General features: G+C 59.8%; 20 protein-coding genes. 7 read left to right on the forward strand and 13 right to left on the reverse strand.

Annotated elements, in window-relative coordinates:
• Positions 1-72: 72 nt before the first annotated feature.
• On the forward strand, positions 73-876 hold the full coding sequence (locus JFT81_RS15100; RefSeq protein ID WP_201227909.1) for a transglutaminase family protein: 804 nt from the start codon (positions 73-75) through the stop codon (positions 874-876).
• Positions 877-951: 75 nt separating this feature from the next.
• Here the strand turns inward: JFT81_RS15100 and JFT81_RS15105 are convergent, their stop codons facing one another.
• The 4 genes from JFT81_RS15105 to hmgA all read right to left on the reverse strand — a co-directional run bounded on the left by JFT81_RS15105 (position 952) and on the right by hmgA (position 5722).
• Positions 952-2313, reverse strand: coding sequence for an aromatic acid/H+ symport family MFS transporter (locus JFT81_RS15105; RefSeq protein ID WP_201227910.1), 1362 nt, complete (start codon positions 2311-2313; stop codon positions 952-954).
• Positions 2314-2461: 148 nt separating this feature from the next.
• On the reverse strand, positions 2462-3097 hold the full coding sequence (gene maiA, locus JFT81_RS15110) for a maleylacetoacetate isomerase (protein ID WP_201227911.1): 636 nt from the start codon (positions 3095-3097) through the stop codon (positions 2462-2464).
• A 12-nt stretch (positions 3098-3109) separates the two neighbouring features.
• Positions 3110-4414, reverse strand: a complete 1305-nt coding sequence (fahA, locus tag JFT81_RS15115) for a fumarylacetoacetase (RefSeq protein WP_201227912.1) — start codon at positions 4412-4414, stop codon at positions 3110-3112.
• Between the two features lie 3 nt (positions 4415-4417).
• Entirely contained in the window at positions 4418-5722 is a 1305-nt protein-coding gene (gene hmgA / locus JFT81_RS15120; RefSeq protein ID WP_201227913.1) for a homogentisate 1,2-dioxygenase, read from the reverse strand.
• 164 nt (positions 5723-5886) lie between these two features.
• Between hmgA and JFT81_RS15125 the strand changes: the two genes are divergently transcribed.
• Entirely contained in the window at positions 5887-6675 is a 789-nt protein-coding gene (locus JFT81_RS15125) for an IclR family transcriptional regulator (protein WP_201227914.1), read from the forward strand.
• Positions 6676-6688: 13 nt separating this feature from the next.
• Here the strand turns inward: JFT81_RS15125 and JFT81_RS15130 are convergent, their stop codons facing one another.
• The 3 genes from JFT81_RS15130 to JFT81_RS15140 all read right to left on the reverse strand — a co-directional run bounded on the left by JFT81_RS15130 (position 6689) and on the right by JFT81_RS15140 (position 12574).
• Positions 6689-9250 carry a LuxR C-terminal-related transcriptional regulator gene (locus JFT81_RS15130; RefSeq protein WP_201228104.1) on the reverse strand — a complete coding sequence of 854 codons (2562 nt, stop codon included), beginning with the start codon at positions 9248-9250 and terminating at the stop codon, positions 6689-6691.
• 139 nt (positions 9251-9389) lie between these two features.
• Complete coding sequence (locus JFT81_RS15135; RefSeq protein WP_201200671.1) at positions 9390-10757, reverse strand: DUF1329 domain-containing protein; 1368 nt, start codon at positions 10755-10757, stop codon at positions 9390-9392.
• 23 nt (positions 10758-10780) lie between these two features.
• Entirely contained in the window at positions 10781-12574 is a 1794-nt protein-coding gene (locus JFT81_RS15140; protein WP_201227915.1) for a DUF1302 domain-containing protein, read from the reverse strand.
• A 400-nt stretch (positions 12575-12974) separates the two neighbouring features.
• Between JFT81_RS15140 and JFT81_RS15145 the strand changes: the two genes are divergently transcribed.
• On the forward strand, positions 12975-13262 hold the full coding sequence (locus JFT81_RS15145) for a hypothetical protein (RefSeq protein WP_201227916.1): 288 nt from the start codon (positions 12975-12977) through the stop codon (positions 13260-13262).
• 13 nt (positions 13263-13275) lie between these two features.
• The gene (locus JFT81_RS15150) at positions 13276-13533 is read left to right on the forward strand and encodes an immunity protein (RefSeq protein WP_201227917.1); all 258 of its coding nucleotides are present in this window, start codon (positions 13276-13278) and stop codon (positions 13531-13533) included.
• Positions 13534-13573: 40 nt separating this feature from the next.
• Here the strand turns inward: JFT81_RS15150 and JFT81_RS15155 are convergent, their stop codons facing one another.
• The 5 genes from JFT81_RS15155 to JFT81_RS15175 all read right to left on the reverse strand — a co-directional run bounded on the left by JFT81_RS15155 (position 13574) and on the right by JFT81_RS15175 (position 17667).
• Complete coding sequence (locus JFT81_RS15155; protein ID WP_201227918.1) at positions 13574-14485, reverse strand: SDR family oxidoreductase; 912 nt, start codon at positions 14483-14485, stop codon at positions 13574-13576.
• A gap of 303 nt (positions 14486-14788) precedes the next feature.
• Positions 14789-15691, reverse strand: a complete 903-nt coding sequence (locus JFT81_RS15160; protein ID WP_201227919.1) for an alpha/beta hydrolase — start codon at positions 15689-15691, stop codon at positions 14789-14791.
• Positions 15691-16473, reverse strand: coding sequence for a class II aldolase/adducin family protein (locus JFT81_RS15165; protein WP_201227920.1), 783 nt, complete (start codon positions 16471-16473; stop codon positions 15691-15693). The genes JFT81_RS15160 and JFT81_RS15165 overlap by 1 nt, the downstream gene beginning before the upstream one ends.
• Before the next feature lie 131 nt (positions 16474-16604).
• Positions 16605-17291: an LrgB family protein gene (locus JFT81_RS15170; RefSeq protein ID WP_201227921.1), complete on the reverse strand. Its 687-nt coding sequence runs from the start codon at positions 17289-17291 to the stop codon at positions 16605-16607.
• Positions 17281-17667 carry a CidA/LrgA family protein gene (locus JFT81_RS15175; protein WP_201227922.1) on the reverse strand — a complete coding sequence of 129 codons (387 nt, stop codon included), beginning with the start codon at positions 17665-17667 and terminating at the stop codon, positions 17281-17283. Before JFT81_RS15175 ends, JFT81_RS15170 begins: the two co-directional genes overlap by 11 nt.
• A 97-nt stretch (positions 17668-17764) precedes the next feature.
• Between JFT81_RS15175 and JFT81_RS15180 the strand changes: the two genes are divergently transcribed.
• Positions 17765-18652: a LysR family transcriptional regulator gene (locus tag JFT81_RS15180; protein WP_201227923.1), complete on the forward strand. Its 888-nt coding sequence runs from the start codon at positions 17765-17767 to the stop codon at positions 18650-18652.
• Here the strand turns inward: JFT81_RS15180 and JFT81_RS15185 are convergent.
• Entirely contained in the window at positions 18642-19097 is a 456-nt protein-coding gene (locus tag JFT81_RS15185) for a flavodoxin (protein WP_201227924.1), read from the reverse strand. The two genes, JFT81_RS15180 and JFT81_RS15185, sit on opposite strands and share 11 nt — an antisense overlap.
• A gap of 154 nt (positions 19098-19251) precedes the next feature.
• Here JFT81_RS15185 and JFT81_RS15190 point away from each other — a divergent pair, with 154 nt between their 5' ends.
• Together JFT81_RS15190 and JFT81_RS15195 are read left to right on the forward strand one after the other, a co-directional pair.
• Complete coding sequence (locus JFT81_RS15190; RefSeq protein WP_201227925.1) at positions 19252-19728, forward strand: PAS domain-containing protein; 477 nt, start codon at positions 19252-19254, stop codon at positions 19726-19728.
• A gap of 54 nt (positions 19729-19782) precedes the next feature.
• On the forward strand, positions 19783-20388 hold the full coding sequence (locus tag JFT81_RS15195; protein WP_201227926.1) for a hypothetical protein: 606 nt from the start codon (positions 19783-19785) through the stop codon (positions 20386-20388).
• Position 20389 lies beyond the last annotated feature (1 nt).

The following is a 20389-nucleotide window of genomic DNA, read 5'->3' on the forward strand; positions in this document are numbered from 1 at the left end:
CTCAAGGGCAAAGCCTGACACTGGACGGATGGCGCGGACAGGGCTAAAACGAGGCATTCTCCGGAGATTTCAATGAGTCCGCGTCAACGATTTTTCGAGTGTCTGCACCGCTCACCGCCCGCGCTGTTTGAAGCCGCGCTGTGGATCGCTGCCGAACACGAAAAAGACGTCGATCCAATGGCGCTGCTGCACGATTTCAAAGAGCTGCAACAGCGCGTGAGTTATGGCCTGCCGATGCTGCCGGTCAGTGAACTGGCACAACCGTTGTTGCGGCGCATGATTGATCTGGGTTTTGCCCAGGATGACTTCCTGCCGTTGCGCCCACAGGCAGCGTTGCTGCACAAAGTCTTGCAGACGCGACGCGGTCAGCCCCTGACCCTGGCGTTGATTGCTCTTGAGCTGGCACGCGGCCTGGAAATTCCACTGGTCGGCGTCAACTTCCCCGGACACTTCCTGCTGCGGGTGCCCGGCGCCGATCACTTGCTCGACCCTTGCGGCGGCCGACGCCTGTATCCCAATGACTGTCGCGAGTTGCTGCAGCGTCAGTACGGGCCGAACATGAAGCTCAACGCCGAGCATCTGCTGACCGCCTCGCCGGTGCAGATGCTGCAGCGTCTGTCGCGCAACTTGCGCCAGTTGCATCTGACGCATGATGACTTCATTGCCGCACTGATCGACGCTGAACGCGTACTCGAACTGGGCAACGCCGCTGCCGCCGATTACATGGCGCGAGCCAGTCTGTATCAACGGCTTGATTGCCCGAATGCCGAACGCTTTGACCTGGAACATGCGCTGCTGCTTAGCGATGATCCGATCCAGCGCCTGCGCCTGACCGACCGGCTCAGTCACCTGCCGCCCAACTCCGTCGTCCACTGAATCCCCTATCACACGATCGTGTAGGAGCAAGGCTTGCCCGCGATGCAGGCGCCTCGGCCTTTTGGTCAGATCGCGTTAGCGTTCTTCGCGGGCAAGCCTTGCTCCTGCAAGGGCCGGTGCGGTTTCGGCAGGCGAGCGCACCTGGATAATCAGCAGCGCGGCGATGACGGCAGGAATCGCGCAGAAGAAGAAAATCTGCTCAACCGGAATGTGCATCGCCAGCAGCAGGCTGCCAAACAACGGCCCGAGAATCGAACCGAAGCGCCCTACTCCCAACGCCCAACCTGTGCCTGTGGCGCGTACGTGCGCCGGGTAGAAATTACTCGCAAACGCGTTCAACGTCAGTTGTCCGCCGATGATGCAGAACCCGGCGGCGAAGACGCAGGCCACCAGATAACGTGGATTGTCGTGATTGAGTCCAAGCAGAATCGTGCACAGCGCCGCACCCGCCAATACCCCGGACAACAACCGCACCTTGCGTTTCAAACGGTCGGCGAACCAGGCCATGCAGATCGCGCCCACGGTGCCGGCGAACAGGAACATCGAGGTCACCAGGTTCGCCTCGTTGAGTGTTAAACCGCTTTCGAGCAACAGCGTCGGCAGCCAGCTGATCATGAAATACAGCAGAATCAGACTGACAAAAAACGTCGCCCATATCAGCAGCGTCGGCCGTGCATAGCCGTTGCGGAACAACTCAACCACGGTCAGTTTGCTGCCCTGCTCGCTTTCGTTCTGCTCGACTGTTGCAGCAGGTGGCTGCCAGTCCGGTAGCATGCGTGCGGTCACCTTGCGCAGTCGCGCATACGGTGGCGCATCACGCAGCAAACGTGGCAGTGATTCCGGCAGCATCCACCAGAGAAACGGAAACAACAGCAACGGCGTGACGCCGCCGGCGAGAAACACCGCTTGCCAGCCAAACTGGTCGATAAAACCCGCCGCGACAAACCCACCGGCCGCACCGCCGAACGAGAAGCCGCACGCGGCCAGCGTGACCATCAATGTACGCAGGCGCGGCGGTGAGTATTCCGACATCAACGCCATTGCACTGGGCATCGCTCCGCCCATGCCGATGCCGCAGATGAAGCGCGCAATCATCAACGTGTTGAGAGAATCGGCGAACACCATCAGCACGGTGAGGCTGGCGTAGATCAGCACGCAGGCGAGCAGAATCCGCCGCACACCGAAGCGGTCGGCCAGTGGTGTGACCGCCAGAGATCCGATAGTGAGACCGAGCAGGTTGGCGCTGAAAACAGGCCCGAATGCCGACTTTTCCAGCCCCCAGTCCTGCGCCAGTGCGGGCACCACGTAGCCGAGTACCTGAGCGTCATAGCCGTCGGTGACCAGTAGTAAGGCAAGCAGGATCAACAGTAACCACTGATAACGGGACACAGGACGGGCGTCGAGTGCCGCCCGGAAGCTGGCAATCTGGTTGTGCATCGCAAGGTACCTGTTTTGTTTTTATGATTTTTTTGTGTTGCAAAACACCTTGTGGGAGCAAGGCTTGCCCGCGAAGGCGGTGGATCAGCTACACAATAAATAACTGAACCACCGCCTTCGCGCGCGAGCCTTGCTCCCACGATTTTGCTTACGGGGTGTCTGGCTGATTGGCCGGGTGCGCCCTGATAAACGCCGGGTGCTCCGCTGCCAACGCTGACACACGGCGAATCTTTGGATAAGCCTCAAGACTGACGTTGAACCGCTCAGCCGCATACAACTGCGGAATCAAATACACGTCCGCCACACAGGGCCTCTCGCCAAAGCAGAAACCGCTATCACCGATCAACTGCTCCACCGCCGCCAGCCCTTGGCTGATCCAGTGGTTGATCCACTCCACCACCTGCGGTTCGTCGTGCCCCAACTGGCGCAGTCGATTGAGCACGCTGACGTTGTGCAGCGGATGCACATCGCAACCGATCACTGCCGCCACGCCACGCACCTGTGCGCGAGCCGCAAGGTCTTCAGGTAACAGCGGCACCTGTGGATAACGTTCCTCCAGGTACTCGATGATGGCCGGCGATTGAATCAGCAACTCACCGTCATCGGTACGCAGCGCCGGCACGCGGCCCTGTGGATTGATCGCCAGATACGCCGCTTGCCGATGCTCGCCACCCGGCGGCGCGATCAGGTTGATCGGCAGCGCCTGATAATCGAGGCCCTTGAGTGCCAGCGCGATGCGCACCCGGTACGACGAGGTCGAGCGGTAATACGTGTAGAGATCCATGATCCGCTCCTGTCAGCGCGCCGCCAGCACTTTGCCGCGGCATTCACCGAAGCCGATGGAGGCAAAACCGTCGCGGGCGCAACGGGCGCGCAGGATGATTTCGTCGCCGTCTTCAAGGAACTTGCGCACTTCGCCAGAAGCCAGTTCGATCGGCTTTTTACCGCCCTCGGTGATTTCCAGCAGGCTGCCGAACTGACCGTTTTCAGGGCCGGACAACGTGCCCGAACCGAACAGGTCACCGGACTGCAACTGGCAACCGTTGACGCTGTGGTGCGCGACCATTTGCGCGACGGTCCAGTACATGTAGCGGGTGTTGCTCAGGGTCAGGCGATGGGCCGGCAGATTCTGTTCGCGCATACGCTCGGTGAGCAGTAACACCTCCAGTTCGATGTCGAACGCACCGCCGTCCTGATCGCGTTTATCGAACAGATACGGCAATGGTTGCGGATCACCTTCAGGACGCGCCGGTTGCGCGGTGCGGAACGGCTCAAGCGCTTCGGCAGTCACCACCCACGGCGAGACGCTGGTGATGAAGCTCTTGGACAGGAACGGACCCAGTGGCTGATATTCCCAGGCCTGGATGTCGCGTGCCGACCAATCGTTGAGCAGGCAAAAACCGGCAATGTGCTCGGCGGCGTCAGCGATGGCAATCGAGTCGCCCATCTCGTTGCCCTGACCGATCCAGATGCCCAGTTCCAGTTCATAGTCCAGACGTGCGCAGGGGCCGAAGGTCGGCTCAGTCTGCCCGGCCGGCAAGGTCTGACCTTTCGGCCGACGCACGTCGGTACCGGAGGCGCGCACAGTGGAAGCGCGACCGTGATAACCGATCGGCACATGCTTGTAGTTCGGCAGCAGCGGGTTATCCGGGCGGAACAATTTGCCGACGTTCTGCGCGTGCTCGATGCCGACGTAGAAGTCGGTGTAATCGCTGATGCGAGCTGGCAGATGCATTTGGCAATCGGCGGCCAGCGGCAGCAGTTTCGCGCCTTGGGCTTCAATGTTGCCGCGTTGGGTGCTGCCTTCGCTGAACAATTCGAGCAGACGTTGACGTAGCGCGACACGCGCATCGCGACCGAGGTCAAAGAACGCGTTCAATTGGCCGCCGTGCATGGCTTCAACTGCACTGCGAGCAACGCCGTCAAACAGACCAGCTTCAAGTGCCACTTGCAGGTCGAAGATGTGCTCGCCAATCGCCACGCCCGCGCGCGGCGCCGAACCGTTGAGGCTGAATACGCCCAGCGGCAAGTTCTGCAGCGGAAAATCGGTGTGGTCGTTGGCCGAAACGACCCAACTGCGGGTGATGGAATTCTGCGTCATGGGTTATCTCCGGGTCGGGTCGAACGTGGCGGGCAGCGTGGCCCAGCAGGCGTCGTAATGGGGTTGCAGTTGTGGGCAGTCGAGGGCGAAGCGGCTTGGGCGCAACACTTGGCTGGTCTCGAACATGAAGGCCATGGTGTTGTCGATCTTCGCCGGTTTGAGGTCGGCGTTGATCGCTTTGGTGCAGGTTTCGCCATCCGGGCCGTGGGCGCTCATGCAACTGTGCAGCGACGCACCGCCGGGCACGAAGCCTTCGGCCTTGGCGTCGTACTCGCCCTGGATCAAGCCCATGAACTCGTTCATCAGGTTGCGGTGGAACCACGGCGGACGGAAGGTGTTTTCGGCGACCATCCAGCGTGGCGGGAAGATCACGAAGTCGAGGTTGGCCAGACCGTGCACGCTGGTCGGCGAGGTCAGCACGGTGAAGATCGACGGATCCGGGTGATCGAAACTGACCGTGCCAATGGTGTTGAAACGGCGCAGATCGTATTTGTACGGGACGTTATTGCCGTGCCACGCGACCACGTTGAGCGGCGAGTGGTTGAGCTCGGTAGCCCACAACTGGCCAAGGAATTTCTGTACCAGAGTGGTCGGTTGTTGCAGGTTTTCGTAAGCGGCGACCGGGCTCAGGAAGTCGCGCGGATTGGCCAGGCCGTTGCTGCCGATCGGCCCCAGATCCGGCAGGCGCAGTGGCGCGCCGTGGTTCTCGGCGATATAGCCGCGCGCCTGTGGGTCGAGCAGTTCAACGCGAAATTTCAGCCCGCGTGGCAGCACGGCGATTTCCAGCGGCGCGACTTCCAACACACCCAATTCGGTGGCGATACGCAGACGTCCGAGTTGCGGCACCAACAGCATTTCGCCGTCGGCGTTGAAGAACACGCGTTCCATCGAGCGGTTGGCGGCGTAGTTATAGATGCTGATGCCTGCCGGCTTCTCGGCGCCAGAATTGGCCGCCATGCTCACCAGGCCGTCGATAAAGTCGGTCGGTTCGGCGGGCATGTCCAACGGGTTCCAGCGCAGGCGATTGGGCGTCACTTCACCCAGCGGGCCACCGGCCAGTTGTCGCTCGAGTTTGACGAACGCCGGGTGATTGGCCGACGGCTGAATGCGGTACATCCAGGTGCGCCGCGCTTCACTGCGGGTCATGGTGAACGCGGTGCCGGAAAACAATTCGGTGTAAAGACCGTAGGGGGCCTTTTGCGGGGAGTTCTGTCCGACGGGCAGCGCGCCGGGCAACGCTTCAGTACTGAATTCGTTACCGAAACCGGACTGATACGCCAGCGTCTGAGCGGTTGAATCGAGGTTCATGGAGCCTCCTGAACAGGGAGTCGGCAGTGGCCCATCGCTCTGGCTCAGAGGTTTCGGCACGCCGGGGTTGTTATTATCGTAATTCGATTACGCATAACGTAATTTGCTCGCTATCCAGCGTCAAGCTATAAAGACGCCCATTCGTTTTGGAACACGGCCGCACCATGGAAAAAACCAGCGACAGTAACGGCAAACAGAAAGTCCGCTCCGCCGAAGTCGGCACCGACATCCTCAAGGCCCTGGCCGAGTTGTCACCGTCGACTTCGCTGTCGCGCCTGGCCGAACATGTGCAGATGCCAGCCAGTAAAGTGCATCGCTACTTGCAGGCGCTGATCGCCTCGGGATTCGCCGAGCAGAACGCCGCAACCAACCATTACGGTCTCGGCCGTGAAGCCCTGCGCGTAGGCCTGGCCGCACTCAACAGTATGGACGTGCTGAAAATCGCCGCCCTGCCGTTGGCCGAACTGCGCGACGAACTCAACGAAACCTGTTTCCTCGCGGTGTGGGGCAATCAAGGCGCGACCGTGGTGCACATTGAGCCCGCGGTGCGTGCGGTGACGGTGGTGACGCAATTGGGCTCGGTGTTGCCATTGCTCAGCTCATCGACGGGACTGGTTTTCAGCGCCTATTTGCCGCATCGGGAAACCGATGATCTGCGCGAGCGGGAAATCACCGTTGGCGATCATCCGCTGAAGGACGAGAAGGCCTACGCAACGCTATGCGAACAGATCCGCGAGCGCGGTCTGCATCATGTCCACGGCTTGCTGATGCCGGGCGTCGATGCGTTGTCGGCACCGGTATTCAATGCGGTCGGGCAAGTCGCGGCGGTACTCACAATCGTCGGCCCGACGTCACTGTTTCACGCTGACGAAAACGGCCCGGCGGCGCAGCGCTTGTTGGCGGCGACGCGGGCCGTGAGCTGGCGGATGGGTTTTGAAAGTTCCCGCCCTTGAACACACGACAGCACTAACTCAGCAGCCCTGATAGTTTTGCCTTCGCGACAGCCTGAGTTCGGCGCTCTACGCCCAGCTTCACGTGAATGCGCCGAGCGTGAGTCTTTACTGTATGCAACGAGATAAACATTTCATCGGCAATCTGTTGATTTGAATAGCCGAGTGCAATCCGTCTTAAAACTTCCAGTTCACGCTGACTCAACACAGGCAGGCTCGCCGGCTCGGCAAATGACTCTTGGCCAATTGAGCCTACTGAAGGCGCCTGCAACATCGCGCCCCTGCGCAAGCTCAGCTCTCGCAATGCCTGTTGGCACTGAAAGCTCGCGACCAGCCCCAAGCCTTTTTGCAAGGCGTTATCGGCCTCATCCTTGCGACCTTCAAGCCACAGCAGCTCGGCTATTGCCAATTGCAATTCCGTCTGCAAAGCGTTCATTGCGCGGGCTTCTGCCAGGCTGACCATCTGCTGCAACTGCGCCAGAGCGGTGTTGATCATTTGCGGATCTTTTGCGTTAGCGAGTATTAACAGATATTCAATTCGTGAGATCAACAATACGGTCGCCGGAGGCGCTTGCAGGCCTTGCGGCCCTCGATAATGGCGCACCACCCGGCCAAGCGTTTCACCGGCAAGCTCTCGACGGTCTTGCTGCAACCAGAAGTGGCTACTTATCTGCAACAGGACGCCACGGTAAACAGTGTCTGGAATCTGCCGCTGCTGCATCAAGCGCTCTGCCGCTCGGAGCCGATTGAATGCCAGTTCAAAGTCACGCCGATTGGCCGCCAACTGCGCCTGCCCAAGGTAGCCATACAACACACGTTTATCATGGCTGCGCAGACAATCATTCAAGCCGCTTTGAAACAGTTGCGACGCACGTTCATCCTGCCCTTGATTCAACGCCAAACGCCCACGCAGCAGGGCGATTCGTCCATGCAAAGGCGTAAGCCGGCAAGGTTGCTCGCGCAGCAACGCATCCATGTTGCTCAACAATGCCTCGGCACGACCAGACGCGCCTCGCTGTTCGAGCAACTGCGCATGGTCGAGTTCAAGCAGGCCTTCGAACACCAGCGAATCCTGCGCGCGCGCCTGGCACAGCGCTTGCCGATTGAGCGCTTGCGCGACGTCCAGCTCGCCTCTGAGCAACGCCTGTTGCGTCAGCCCCGACAGGCACAACAGTCGAGTCGGCCACGCCTCGGGAGCGAGCTCAGCCAATGCCTGCTGAAAATGTTCACGCGCAGGTTGCATCTGCCCCTGCAAATGCAACAGCCAGCCCTGTTGCGCCTGCCAGCGCGCAATCAGTTGCCGCTCAAGTGACGCCGACGGTTGTGGCATGAAACGCGCCAGATGCGCGATGCACTGCGCCGCCTGTGCAAACCGCCCGGCAAACAACAGTGCTGCGGTAAACAACCCGACCAGTTGCGGCGAGCTGAGGGTCAACTCTTCCCCTTGATGCTCATGCAAGTGCAGCAACAGAACCACGGTCTGGTCTTCGAAGAGCTGCTCGAAGCTGAAGTGTTGCAACAGACTGACCGCCACTTCGAATTCCTCGGCAAGCAGGGCCTGTTCAAACGCCGAGCGCCAATCTTTGCCGACCGTAAAGAATTGACAGGCGCGACGATGCCAGGAACGGCCCGCCGGCCACTGCGCGTCGCGCATGACTTGCGAGAGTGGCGCAAACACCTGCTGCCATTCAGCCGATTCATGCCACGGTTCGATGAAGCAGCCAAGCATTTGCAGCGTGCGCAGGTGCTGCGCGCCCTCCCCGGCACCAAACAAATGCTCACATAATTCGTCGTTGAAACGCGGCAAATGTGCGAGCACCCGCCAGACCTCGGCCAGCTCCGGCGTCAGACTGCTGAAGAGTTCGTGTTGCAGATAATCCAGCAACTTGTCGACCCGTTGCTGCGGCTGAAGACCTTGCGACCAATCGCACTTTTGCAGAAGCGCCATACGCACACCGGCGCACCAGCCACCCGTGCGCTGGACAATGCGCGCAGCGACACTGGCAGCCTGCTCCGGCGACAAATGCTGCAAGGAGCAGGCGATCTCGTCTTGGGTGAGGGCCAGCGTCGCACTCTCGCATTCATACAATTCATCATCGAGCAGCAGACGCGGCCAGTTGCATTGTGGACGTCGGCGAGTACCGATCCACCAGGTGAGTGCCGGACTGCTGATGGCAAGCAGACGGTCGAGCAGAGCGTCCAGCGCCGCATCCGGCAAGCGGCAGTAATCGTCGATAAACAACCAGGTCGGCTCAGACCAGCGCGCCAGCACCGCGGCCAACTGCGCCTCATCAACACGCTCGACCACCCCCAGCGTCTGCGCCAGACGTTGGCGGAGTTCATCGGGACTGAACGCAGTGCCGGCCAGCGGCAACCACAACACCCCGCACGCCGGCGGCGCCTGAAACAGGCATTCAGTGAGCAAGGCACTTTTGCCGCTGCCGGCAGGCGCACACACCAGACGCACCCGCGCAGAGGATTCAAGCAACGGCTCGCTTAAACGCGCACGCGGCTGATGATGGGAAGAAAGCCTGGGGAGAAATCCGCGGCGATCCAGGCACGGCGTCATGGCGGTCATCGAGTGAGCCTTTTTATCGTTGTGCACTCACCCTAGCCCTCTGCAGGCACCTTGTTGACGAGTATTCAGCACGCTGATTAACGCCCATAAAAAAGGCGACCGGGTGGTCGCCTTGTGTTTCGCCAATGAATCCAGACCGTTACCGCACGCCCTCGGCGCGCAAGGCCGATGGGGTGTAGTCGGCAGCCTTGGCTTCAAAGCCGAACTCGAAGCTGTGCTTCTCTTCGTTCTTCATGCCCAACGCAATGTAGCGACCGGCAATGATGTCGTAGAGCGCTTCGAGGGTGTAGGCCTGTGCCTGATGATCGTAGTAATACTGCGCGTGACCTTCGGCGACGCGCCACAGTTGCCCGCGACCGTCGTAATGGTCGACCAGTGCCACCTGCCAGCTGTCTTCGTCGATGTACATGTGGCGCTTGGCGTAAATGTGCCGCTCGCTCGGTTTGACCGTGCCGATCACTTCCCAGACGCGATGCAGTTCGTAGCGCGTCAGATCCTGATTGATGTGCCCGGCCTTGATGATGTCGTCGTACTTGAGCTTCGGCGAGTCGAGTTTGTAGCTGTTGTAGGGAATGTACATTTCCTTCTTGCCGACCAGTTTCCAGTCGTAGCGATCCGGAGCCCCGGAGAACATGTCGAAGTTGTCCGAGGTGCGCAGGCCATCGGCCGCCGTGCCCGGGCCGTCATAGGCCACTTGCGGTGCCCGACGTACGCGGCGCTGACCGGCGTTGTAGATCCACGCCAGACGCGGTTCCTTCACCTGGTCGAGGGTTTCGTGAACCAGCAGCACGTTACCGGCCAATCGCGCTGGCGCGGTCACCGACTGCTTGAAGAAGGTCAGCACGTTGGCAGCCTGTTGCGGGTCAAGATCCTTCATCAGTTGCGGCACGGCGATCTCTTCTTCGAAGCGGATCGGCGTGTAGCTGCCGTTGGTCTGCGGTGTGACCTGAGTGATGATCCGTTTGACGTTACCGCCGTGATAACGGGTGATGTGGTTCCACAACACTTCAACGCCATTCTTGGGGATCGGGAACGCGTAGTAGCGATTGCCGGTGAAATTGGCCAGGCCGTTACCATCGTTGATCGTGGTCACGTTGAGGGCGCTGCGCTTGGCCGACTCGTAGATTTCCGCTGGCACGGCGACGGTTCGATGAGTCGGGTAGACCGGAATCTTGTAGGTTTCCGGGTAGCGTTTGAACATCGCCACCTGGCCCTCCGAGAGCTTGTCCTTGTACTTGTCGACGTTGGCCGCAGTGATGGTGAACAGCGGCTTTTCATTGGCGAACGGGTCGGCGAGGAAGCCTTTGCTGTCGACCGCGCCGGCGTTTTTCGGGATGCCGCCGGTCCACGCTGGAATCGAGCCATCGGCGTTGCCGGCCTTCTCGGCGCCGAGCGGCGTGAGGCTGGTGCCGAGTTTGTTTGCCTCATCCGGCGACACCGCGGCCATTACGTTGGCCGCCAGCAGACTCAGGGCCAGCACACCACATTGCAGAATCATTTTGCGCATTGCATTCATCCTTCTCGGGCAGATCAGAAGTTCACGCCGAAGCTCAGAGCGACGAAGTCACGGTCTTCGAGGACGTTGTAGTCGCCACCGAAAAAGTCGGTGTAACTGAGGCTCGCGGTATAGGTGTTGCGGTAATCGGCATCGACGCCAACGCTGATCGCTTTCGCGCCTTCGTTGAACAGGCCGTTGGGCCCGTAACCGGCGACGTCGTGCGACCACGACAGGTTGGGTTTGAAGTTGACCCCGCCAATCACGTTGGCGTAATCGAGGATCGCCCGGGCGCGGTAGCCCCAGGACGTCGAGGTGACAAAACCATCGGTGTCGCCCCCAAAACCGTACTGGCCGTATACCGAGTCACGGCCATAACGCAGCTGACTGCGCGACTCCAGACCGCCGACGTGAACCACTGCGGCTTCACCGACCACGGTCAGTCGCTCGGCGCCCAGGACTTGATCGAAGAAGTGCGTCAGCGTGCTCTGCACTTGCGTCACTTCTTTACGGCGATAGCCTTTATTGTCCGCACCCGGCGCGGTCGACAGTGGCGACGCTGCGCCGCCGGCAATCGGGTTGAGCAGCGCCAGCGTCAGGTCGTTGGTGTTGACCTGCACCGGAGCATTGGGCCGGTAGCTGATCTCGCCAGTCCACGCGGTGCCGGTGGGCAGCGTGGTGGAGAAACTCGCGCCGTACAGGCGAATGTCTTCCGGGTATTCAAGGTAATACTGGCCGCGCCCGAGCATCACGCTCTGCGCCAGCCCCGCGCCGCTGCCAGGCGCCAGACCGTTGGCAATGCCGACCATCCCCGGCAATGCCGCCAGCGTCGAAAGCCCGGCAGTGGTGGTGCCCACGGTTGGCGTGCGACTGTGGTAGTTCATGAAATAGAGGCCGTATTCGGTGTCGTCGCCGAGCCAGCGCAGCGCCGTGCCCCACTGCCCGGAGTCGCGCGCATCGCGGTCACCACCGCGAGGTACCACGACGCCTTCACGGGTCACTTCAATGCCTTGGCCAAAGGCCTGGGTCAGCGGTACAAACGGCGCAATTGCCGGGCTGCCGACGGTGTAATTGTTGTTGCAACCATCCGCCGCGACGTCGACGCCGAAGAACGTGCCACAGTTGTCGAGAACGGTCTGGTCCCATTCCAGTTGATAGAAACCTTCCACCGACAGCTTGTCGGTCAGGCTCTGGGAACCGAACAACATGTTCACCGGAATCAGGCCTTCCTTGATCTCCGCGCCGGGCCGGCGAAACGCCGAGACGTCGATCGGGTTGATGCTGTTGATCGAGTTGCCGATGAAGGTACTTTCGCCCCAGCTCACCACTTGTTTACCGGCACGCACAGTGCCCGGCAGGTCGGCGATGGAATAATTGTGATAGACGAATGCGTCGAGAATCTGCGCGCCGGAAGACTTGGCGCCCTCCTTGCGGCCGCTGTCGCTGATCTGCTTGAACTCGCGGTCTTCGTCCTTGAGTTCGAAGTCGTACCAATACTTGCCACGCACGAACACCCCGGTGTCGCCGTACTTCAGCTCAAGGTCGTGAATGCCTTTGAAGATTTTCGAGAAGGTCTCGCCCTTCTTGAAATTCAAGCGCCCGTCATCACCGGTCGAGGATTGCCCGGTACCACCGTTGACCGTGCCGACCAGCGACTTGTCGGCATCGCGCATACCCCAACTCGCACCGACCGACAGCGATGAGTCGAACGTGCCTTCGATTTCGCCGATGTTGAACGAAACCGCGTGCGCCTGGGCACAGCAACCCAGAGCCACCGCGGCGGTCAGCGCCTGCGGTGTGAAGATGGCGCGCATTGTTTTTGTTGTCATGCGTCTTCCCCGGTGAGTGACAGAAGGCCTCACCCTACTGCCGCCGACACACGACGATAAGCGCACCAAGGAGGTATTCGCGTTGTCGCTCGAAAGGATGAATGCCCGCACTGGACGGGGCTTTGCGCGGGCCATGCGTCAGCTGGATGGCGGATCATCAGTGCAGCGCATGGTGCTCATCGAGCCATCTTGACTGTTGCATGCCCCGTAACAGTGCATGTCCGGAATCGCTATTTTTCCTACAGGCCGAAGTGCTTATTCTGAGCGGGCTTTCACGGGACACGCCGTAAAGCGTGATGCCAGCTACGCTGAGTCACTGAAGCGATTGGCAACAGATTTCAGATGAATCGAAGTGTTCGATTTATCGCCCCGGTGTTCACTGACGTTGATTTGTAGCTCCTTGATCCAACGTCTTACCTTGGCCGCTGCGTTTGCAGCGGCCTTTTTTATGCCTCGGGAAAAGTCACTGCTCCGTCCTGCGCAAACTGTACTGTCCAACCAGTTCTTTGGAGACAGCCCACTCAATAAAGACTTTGGTGCTTATTTTCAAAAAGCGAAGAGCATCGATAGCTCAGTCAATACGCGAGGGATTGCTATGCAGGCTTGGGCGGCTTCGTACCGAGCCGCTCACGAAGCGAAATTGCAGCAGCAGATAAGCAGGAGGCAGTTTTTTATAAAAAACTTCTGAAAGGAGGCCAGCAATGAGCACCGTCGAGCAAATTGTCAAAAATGAATCCGTCGAGGACGTGCTAACTGTTTTCGCACGAGGTTCCGCAACCCCAACACTAGACAGAATGTTTGCGCGTTATCGATACGAAGTGGTTGCCAGCGGTGAACTGCTTCAAACATATGCGAAACTTTTCGAAAAGGTCGTATTGGCCGACGCCAAAGGGCCTGTTGCAATCAAAGGACCAAAATGGAAAGCTCCAAAACTCATGACAGAAAACAGATACTCCTAAAAAATTGGGCCATCAATCCCAAGATTGATGGCCCTTTTACTTAGAGCGAATACTTCTGCAAATTCGCCATCATTTCCTTCAGCGCTTCAATATTGTCCTTCGGGTGCGCCGCGCCTTCGAAATCACAGATCTGCTGCCAGTGCGCCGCTACATCCTCCGGCGAGAAACCCACTCGCGGATCAAACCCGGCGCCCAAACTACGTTCCCAGCGCACCTTGCCCATCCAGCCACCACCGACTTCGAACAACCCGGAAGTCTCCTGGCATTGCTCGCTCGCCAGATACACCACCAACGGGCTGACCAGTTCCGGTTTGAGTTGTTCGAACACTTGTGGCGGGATAAGGCCTTCGGTCATGCGCGTGCCGCCGGTTGGCGCGATGGCGTTGACCAGAATATTGTTCTTGCGACCTTCGATGGCCAGGGTGCGGGTCAGGCCGTAAAGGCCGAGCTTGGCCATGCCGTAGTTGGATTGGCCGAAGTTGCCGTAGATGCCCGAGGTCGAGGCGGTGAAGATCACCCGGCCGTAGTTTTGCTCGCGCAGATGCGGCCACGCGGCGCGGGTGACTTTGTAGGCGCCTTCGACGTGGACGCGGTAGACCAGATCCCAGTCGGCGTCGTCCATTTTGTGGAAGGTCTTGTCGCGCAGGATGCCGGCGTTGTTGACCACCACGTCGACGCGGCCAAAGACATCGAGAGCGTTCTGCACCAGCTTGTCGCCGTCGGTGACCGAGTCGTGGTTGGCCTCGGCAATGCCGCCGGCTTCGCGAATTTCCGCGACCACGCGGTCGGCGGCCGAGGCATTGGCACCTTCGCCCTGCGTCGAGCCGCCGAGGTCGTTGACCAGCACTCTGGCGCCCTGTTTGGCGAACAGCAGTGCGTGGGCGCGGCCAAGGCCACCACCGGCTCCGGTGACGATCACGACTTTATCTTCGAAACGCACAGACTCATTCATCGAGGCAACTCCAGCAGGCCAATGGGACATTGACCCCGAGTGTCAGGCACGGGGCGTGGTGTCACAACGAACACGGCTGGGGCTGAATGGTGTGCGATAAGGTTGGGGGATAGTCAGAGCGATAGAGATCCTGTGGCGAGGGGATTTATCCCCGATGGGGCGCGAAGCGGCCCCAAATCCAGTGAACGCGATTCGTCAGGTTTACCGAGCCTTATGGTTTTGCGACTGCTTCGCAGCCGAGCGGGGCGGGGCGACGTTTCGCTAAATCCCCTCGCCACAAGAGTTCACTCAAGCCAGTGGTTATCAGGAGCAGGCGACTTTGCGTGGCGGCAGCACCAGACGCTCACGAAATGCCAGGTAGTGCTTGAGCACCTGCACCGGCGCCTCGGTTTGCGGGTAGTGACCGATACCCGGCAACAGCACGGTGTCCGCGTCCGGAATCAGTTCGCGATAGCGTTCGACCATGTGTGCACCGGAGATCGGGTCGACTTCGCCGTCGATCACCCGCAAGGGGATTTCGCCACGCTGCATCGCCGCGACCCAGCGATCTCGCTGCACCCGGCGTTCCGGAATGTAGCCGATCAACTTGTGCATGATTCGCGGGCCGTGATTGCTGTCGACCAAGCTCCAGAAATCGTCCAGTTCGCTTTCGGTCGGCGCGGTCTGTGGGCCGAAGATATGTCGAAAGCTTTTCACCAGACCATCGCGAGTGAACGCGCGCCCGATCATCCAGCCCAGTGGGCTCAACAGCAGTTTTTGCATCAGCACCGGACGATGGGTTTCGGGGAACAGCCCGCCGTTGAGAAATACGCAACTGGCGACATCAATGCGATCTTCGTAATGCCGGGCGAGCAATTCCTGCGCGACGCTGTCGCCATAGTCGTGAGCCAAAATATGCAGCGGTTGCTCGATTTGCAGATGCGCGAGCAGCGCCTGTTGCAGATCGGCCTGCTCCAGCAAGCTGTAGGTGTGATTGAGCGGCTTGGCCGAATCGCCGAAACCGAGCATGTCGCAGGCAATCACCCGATAACGCTGGGCCAATGGCTGCCACAGGTAATGCCAATCCCAACTGGCGGTCGGGAAGCCATGGATCAGCAACAACGGCTCACCCTGCCCTGTCGTCCAGTAACGAATCGGCTGGCCACGAAAGACAAACGTCTGGCTGCGTTTACGCCAGACACACAGAGGAATCTCGGCAAGAGGCATTAGAGTTTATATCCGGGGTCTTGTTTATCGAGTTTGCGCAGCAGCGCTGGCCAGGCCAGCGCGCCACCCATGCCTTGCGCACTTTTGGTGACGCCAGCGATCATCGCTTTGGCACCCGCCAGAATTTGCGGTTCGATGGCGATGAGTTCAGCACCACCGGTCTGTGCCATGACCTGAATGTCGCAGGCACGCTGGAAGGTGAACATCATCAGAAAGGTGTCGGCGATGGTGCCGCCACAAGTCAGCAGACCGTGGTTGTGCAGCATCAGGAAATTGTTCTCACCGAGGTCGGCCTGCAAGCGCGCCTTTTCTTCGTGGTTCAGCGCCACGCCTTCATAGGCGTGATAGGCCAGGCTCGACAGCACGAACAGCGACTGCTGGCTGATCGGCAATACGCCCTGCTTTTGCGCCGACACCGCGACACCGGAGGCGGTGTGCGTATGCAGCACGCAAACCACATCGTGCCGCACTTCGTGTACGGCGCTGTGGATGGTGTAACCGGCGGGATTGATCTCGTACGGGCTGTCCATGAGTTTGTTGCCCGCCTGGTCGACTTTCACCAGGCTCGACGCGGTGATTTCATGGAACATCAGACCGAACGGGTTGATCAGGAAATCTTCGGTGCCCGGCACTTTCGCGGAAATGTGCGTGAAGATCAGATCGTCCCAGCCATGCAGCGCGACCAGACGATAACAAGCGGCGAGATCGACACGGGCCTGCCATTCCGCAGCACTGACCTGGCCTTTGACATTAAGGGACGATTGGACGGGGGCTACGCTCACTGTATGCACCTCTGCGTTCTTATTGTTCTGCACGTGTGAGCAGTCTAGTCAGGCGCAGGCAATCGCGTAGTTGCATTGGCAGCCAGCTTGATGACTGACCGAGTCAGCCATGCAAACTCCTTGGATCCATGTCAAAGCAACGACGCCAACAAAGGTGCAGCAAACAGATTCAACAACCCGGTAAGTACCATCACCAGCCCCGCAACCGACCCCTCTTCACCGCCCACTTCATGGGCGCGACTGACGCCGGCACCGTGCGCGCCGACCCCGAACAAGGCGCCGCGCGCCAAGGCACTGCGCAGCGGCAGCCACTTGAGCAGCACGCCACCGAGCATCGCCCCGATCACCCCGGTGAACATCACGAACACGGCAGTCAGTTCCGGCACGCCACCCAGATCCTGCGCGAGCGGCATGGCAAACGGCGTGGTGATCGAACGCGGTACCAGCGACAGTGTCACCGAGCTGTCGAGCGCCAGCGCTTTGGCCAGACCGAACGACGTCGCAATCGACGCCGTGCTGCCGGCGACCATGCCCAACATCAACGCCGACCAATGCCGCATCAACAAACGGCGCTGTTGCCAGATCGGTACGGCGAAGGCCACGGTCACCGGCCCGAGTACCAACATCAGCCAATGGGTGTTGCTCGAGTATTCGGCGTAAGCGGTATGCAGTGGCACGGCCAGCGCGAGCAGCAGCGCCGGCACCAGAATCAGCGGCGACAACAGATAACGCCCGGTGCGCCGATAAATCCAGCGGCTGAACAGGTACGCCAGCAAGGTGACGGCGAGCCAGAACATCGGCATCCATTCAAGCTTCATGGGAACGCCTCATGCGCACGGCCAGTTCCACGGTGAATGCTGTAACCAGCATCACCATCAATGTGCTGGCGGCAATCACCAGGAGGATTCGCCAGCCGTCATTGCGCAACAGCGTGCCGTAGTCGAGCAGGCTCATCAGCGCCGGAATAAAGAACAGCAACATTTCGGCCATCAACAGTCCCGCGCCCAATTGCAGCGCCGCCGGTTTGACCCAGCCGAGAGCGAAGGCCAGCAACAGCAGCGCCATGCCGATCACACCACCGGGAATCGGCCACGCCAGCCACGCGGCGAGTTGGCAGCCGAGCAGGTACAGGCCGAGCAGTACGGCGAGTTCAGCGACTAAACGGGAAAGATGCTTGAGGGTTACGGCGTTCATGGTTTTTGCTCCTGACAGGGGCATATTTTACGAAGCGACCTGCCATCCCTGAAGCGAATTGTTAGACTCAAAGCCATTCCAAAACGGAATCAGGACGATGGAATTCAAACAACTGCGCAGTTTTGTCGAAGTCATGCATCAGGGCGGGTTTACCCAAGCGGCGAAGATCCTGCACATCAGCCAGTCGGCGGTGAGCAAACAGGTGGCGCAGCTGGAACAAAGCCTCGGCACGCCACTGCTTGAACGGCTGGGTTCACAATTGCGCCTGACCGCCGCCGGCAGCGTGGTGCTGCAACGCGCGGAAGGCATGCTGCGTTTGCGCAATGAATTGCTGGTTGAACTCGACGATCTCAGTCATCTGGCGCGCGGTGAATTACGCCTCGGATTGCCATTGCTGGGCAGCGACGCGCTGTTCGCCGGGCTGTTTGCCGAATATCGCCGGCGCTACCCGAACATCAGTGTGCAGTTGCTGGAGGGCGGCAGCCGCAACATCGAACAAGCTGTGCTCAACGGTGAACTGGAATTGGGCGGTAGTCTGCTGCCGAAAGATCCGCAGTTCGACTGTCAGCCGTTTTGCGACGAGAAACTCGACGCGCTGCTGCCGATCGATCATCCGCTGGCAGATCGAGGTGAAATCGGCCTGGAAGAATTGGCCGATACGCCATTCCTGCTCTATCAACGCAGCTTCGTGCTCAATGATCGATTGCTGCAAGCGTGCCAGCAAATGGGCTTTACGCCGAAGGAAGGCGGGCGCAGCGGTCAGGCGGATTTTCTTGCGGCGCTGGTCGCCGCCGGGCAAGGCGTGGTGCTGCTGCCCAGTGTCGTCGCGCGGGGGCTGGTGCGGCCAGGCGTGGTGCGCCTGACCTTGCGCGCGCCGGATTACCTGCGCTGGGACATCGCGTTCATCTGGCGTAAGGGCGCCTATCTGTCGAATGCCGCGCAGGCGTGGCTGGCCCTCTTGCGCGAGCGCCCGATCAGCCCTTGAGTACGTCGATCAACTGCGCCAGCCAAGGCTCGGCGTCGGTTTCCGGGGTCACGCTTTCGCTGGCGTCGATGCGCAGCATTTCCTGCACTTCGCGCACGCCCAACTCTGCGAAGAGTTCGCGCATCTGCTCGCCACCACCGCAGAAGGTGTCGCCATAACTGGCGTCGCCGAGTGCAATGACCGCGCCCGGCAGACCGCGCCAAGCGGCGGGCAATTGATCGCGGATAGCCGAGTACAACGGTTGCAGGTTGTCCGGTAACTCGCCCATGCCGGTGGTCGAGGTCACCGCGAGGAATGCCTCGGGAGCGAACGCTTGTATGTCCGCCAGGCTGGCGCGCGCGTTGTAGAAGGTTTCAAAGCCAGCGGCTTTCAGCAGGTTCTGGGCGTGGCGGGCGACTTCTTCGGCGGTGCCGTAGACCGAACCGGAGAGGATGGCGACTTTCATCAATCTGATCCTGAAACTGAAAAAAATGAGCGGCGATAGTAACAGCCCGGGCCGCAAAGCTGCGATTGGATCTCAACTGGCCCTAATGGCCAGTAGACAGCGCCGGCGGTTCTTCTAGAATGCGAGCCTTCGGCAATTCTGAATGGACTCACAGATGATCAATGCCAATCTGCTGCAAATGGTGATCAATGCTTCGAACGATGGAATCGTGGTGGCAGAAAAGGAAGGCGAACAGGACAACATCCTGATTTACGTCAACCCGGCCTTCGAGCGCATGACGGGTTACAACAGCGAAGAAATCCTCTATCAGGACTGCCGCTTTCTGCAGGCCGGAGACCGCGACCAGCAAGGGCTTGGACTGATTCGCGAGGTGCTGCGCAACAATGGATCGTGCCGGCAGATCCTGCGTAACTATCGCAAGGACGGCACGCCATTCTGGAATGAGCTGTCGCTTTCGACAGTAAAAAATGCTGAGGACGGCATGACGTACTTCGTCGGTGTGCAAAAGGATGTGACGGTTCAGGTCAAGGCTCAGCAGCGCGTCGCGCAACTGGAAGCCGAGGTTGCAGCCCTGCATGCAGAGCTGGCCGCACTGAAATCGACGAACGGTTCAAACAAAACAGCGAACTAATTGTCATTAACTACAATCACCAATGACTTTGTAACTATTTCTTTCGAGCGAGCCATGCAACGCGACGCCCTCCTCACTCAGGATGAGCTGGATTTTATCCAGACCATGCAGCACAACCCGCAGCTAAACGTGCGGGATGCGACGTCGAGTCTGCTGGTTAATGGCGGTTCGCAAATTCGTGATCTGCTCACGCGCCTGGCCGCTCATGAGCAAGTGACCATTCAGGCCAACTTCGAAAATCAGCAGATGACCTTCCCCCTGCACCTGGTGGAAGACGAGTTTCACGCCCTGCATTTACGCTTGGGTGTGCCGAGCATCTACGAAGATGGCCCGATGGTCCGCCCTTGGCGACTGGCCCTTGAAGAACCGGTGGCGTTGGAAAATGCCAAAGGCCAACCCGGCACGATGTGGGTGCATGAGGTTTCGCACAAAGGCGTGCTGCTCGAAATGCGCAACAAGACCAAGCCACCCAAGCACTTTGCGCTGTGGTTCAGCCCTTCCGGTTATGAGCGAATTTCACTGCGTGGCAATTTCGAGCGCGAAACCGAGCACGGTTTCCATGCCTACGAACTGAGCCAGACAGATGCTGATGAAACCGAGCGCCTGCGCCAGTTCATCCTGCAACAACACCGCCTGACCCACCCCGCCCTGCACACCTGAG

Origin of the sequence: Pseudomonas sp. TH43, from assembly GCF_016650635.1 — a bacterium.
Lineage (GTDB): Bacteria > Pseudomonadota > Gammaproteobacteria > Pseudomonadales > Pseudomonadaceae > Aquipseudomonas.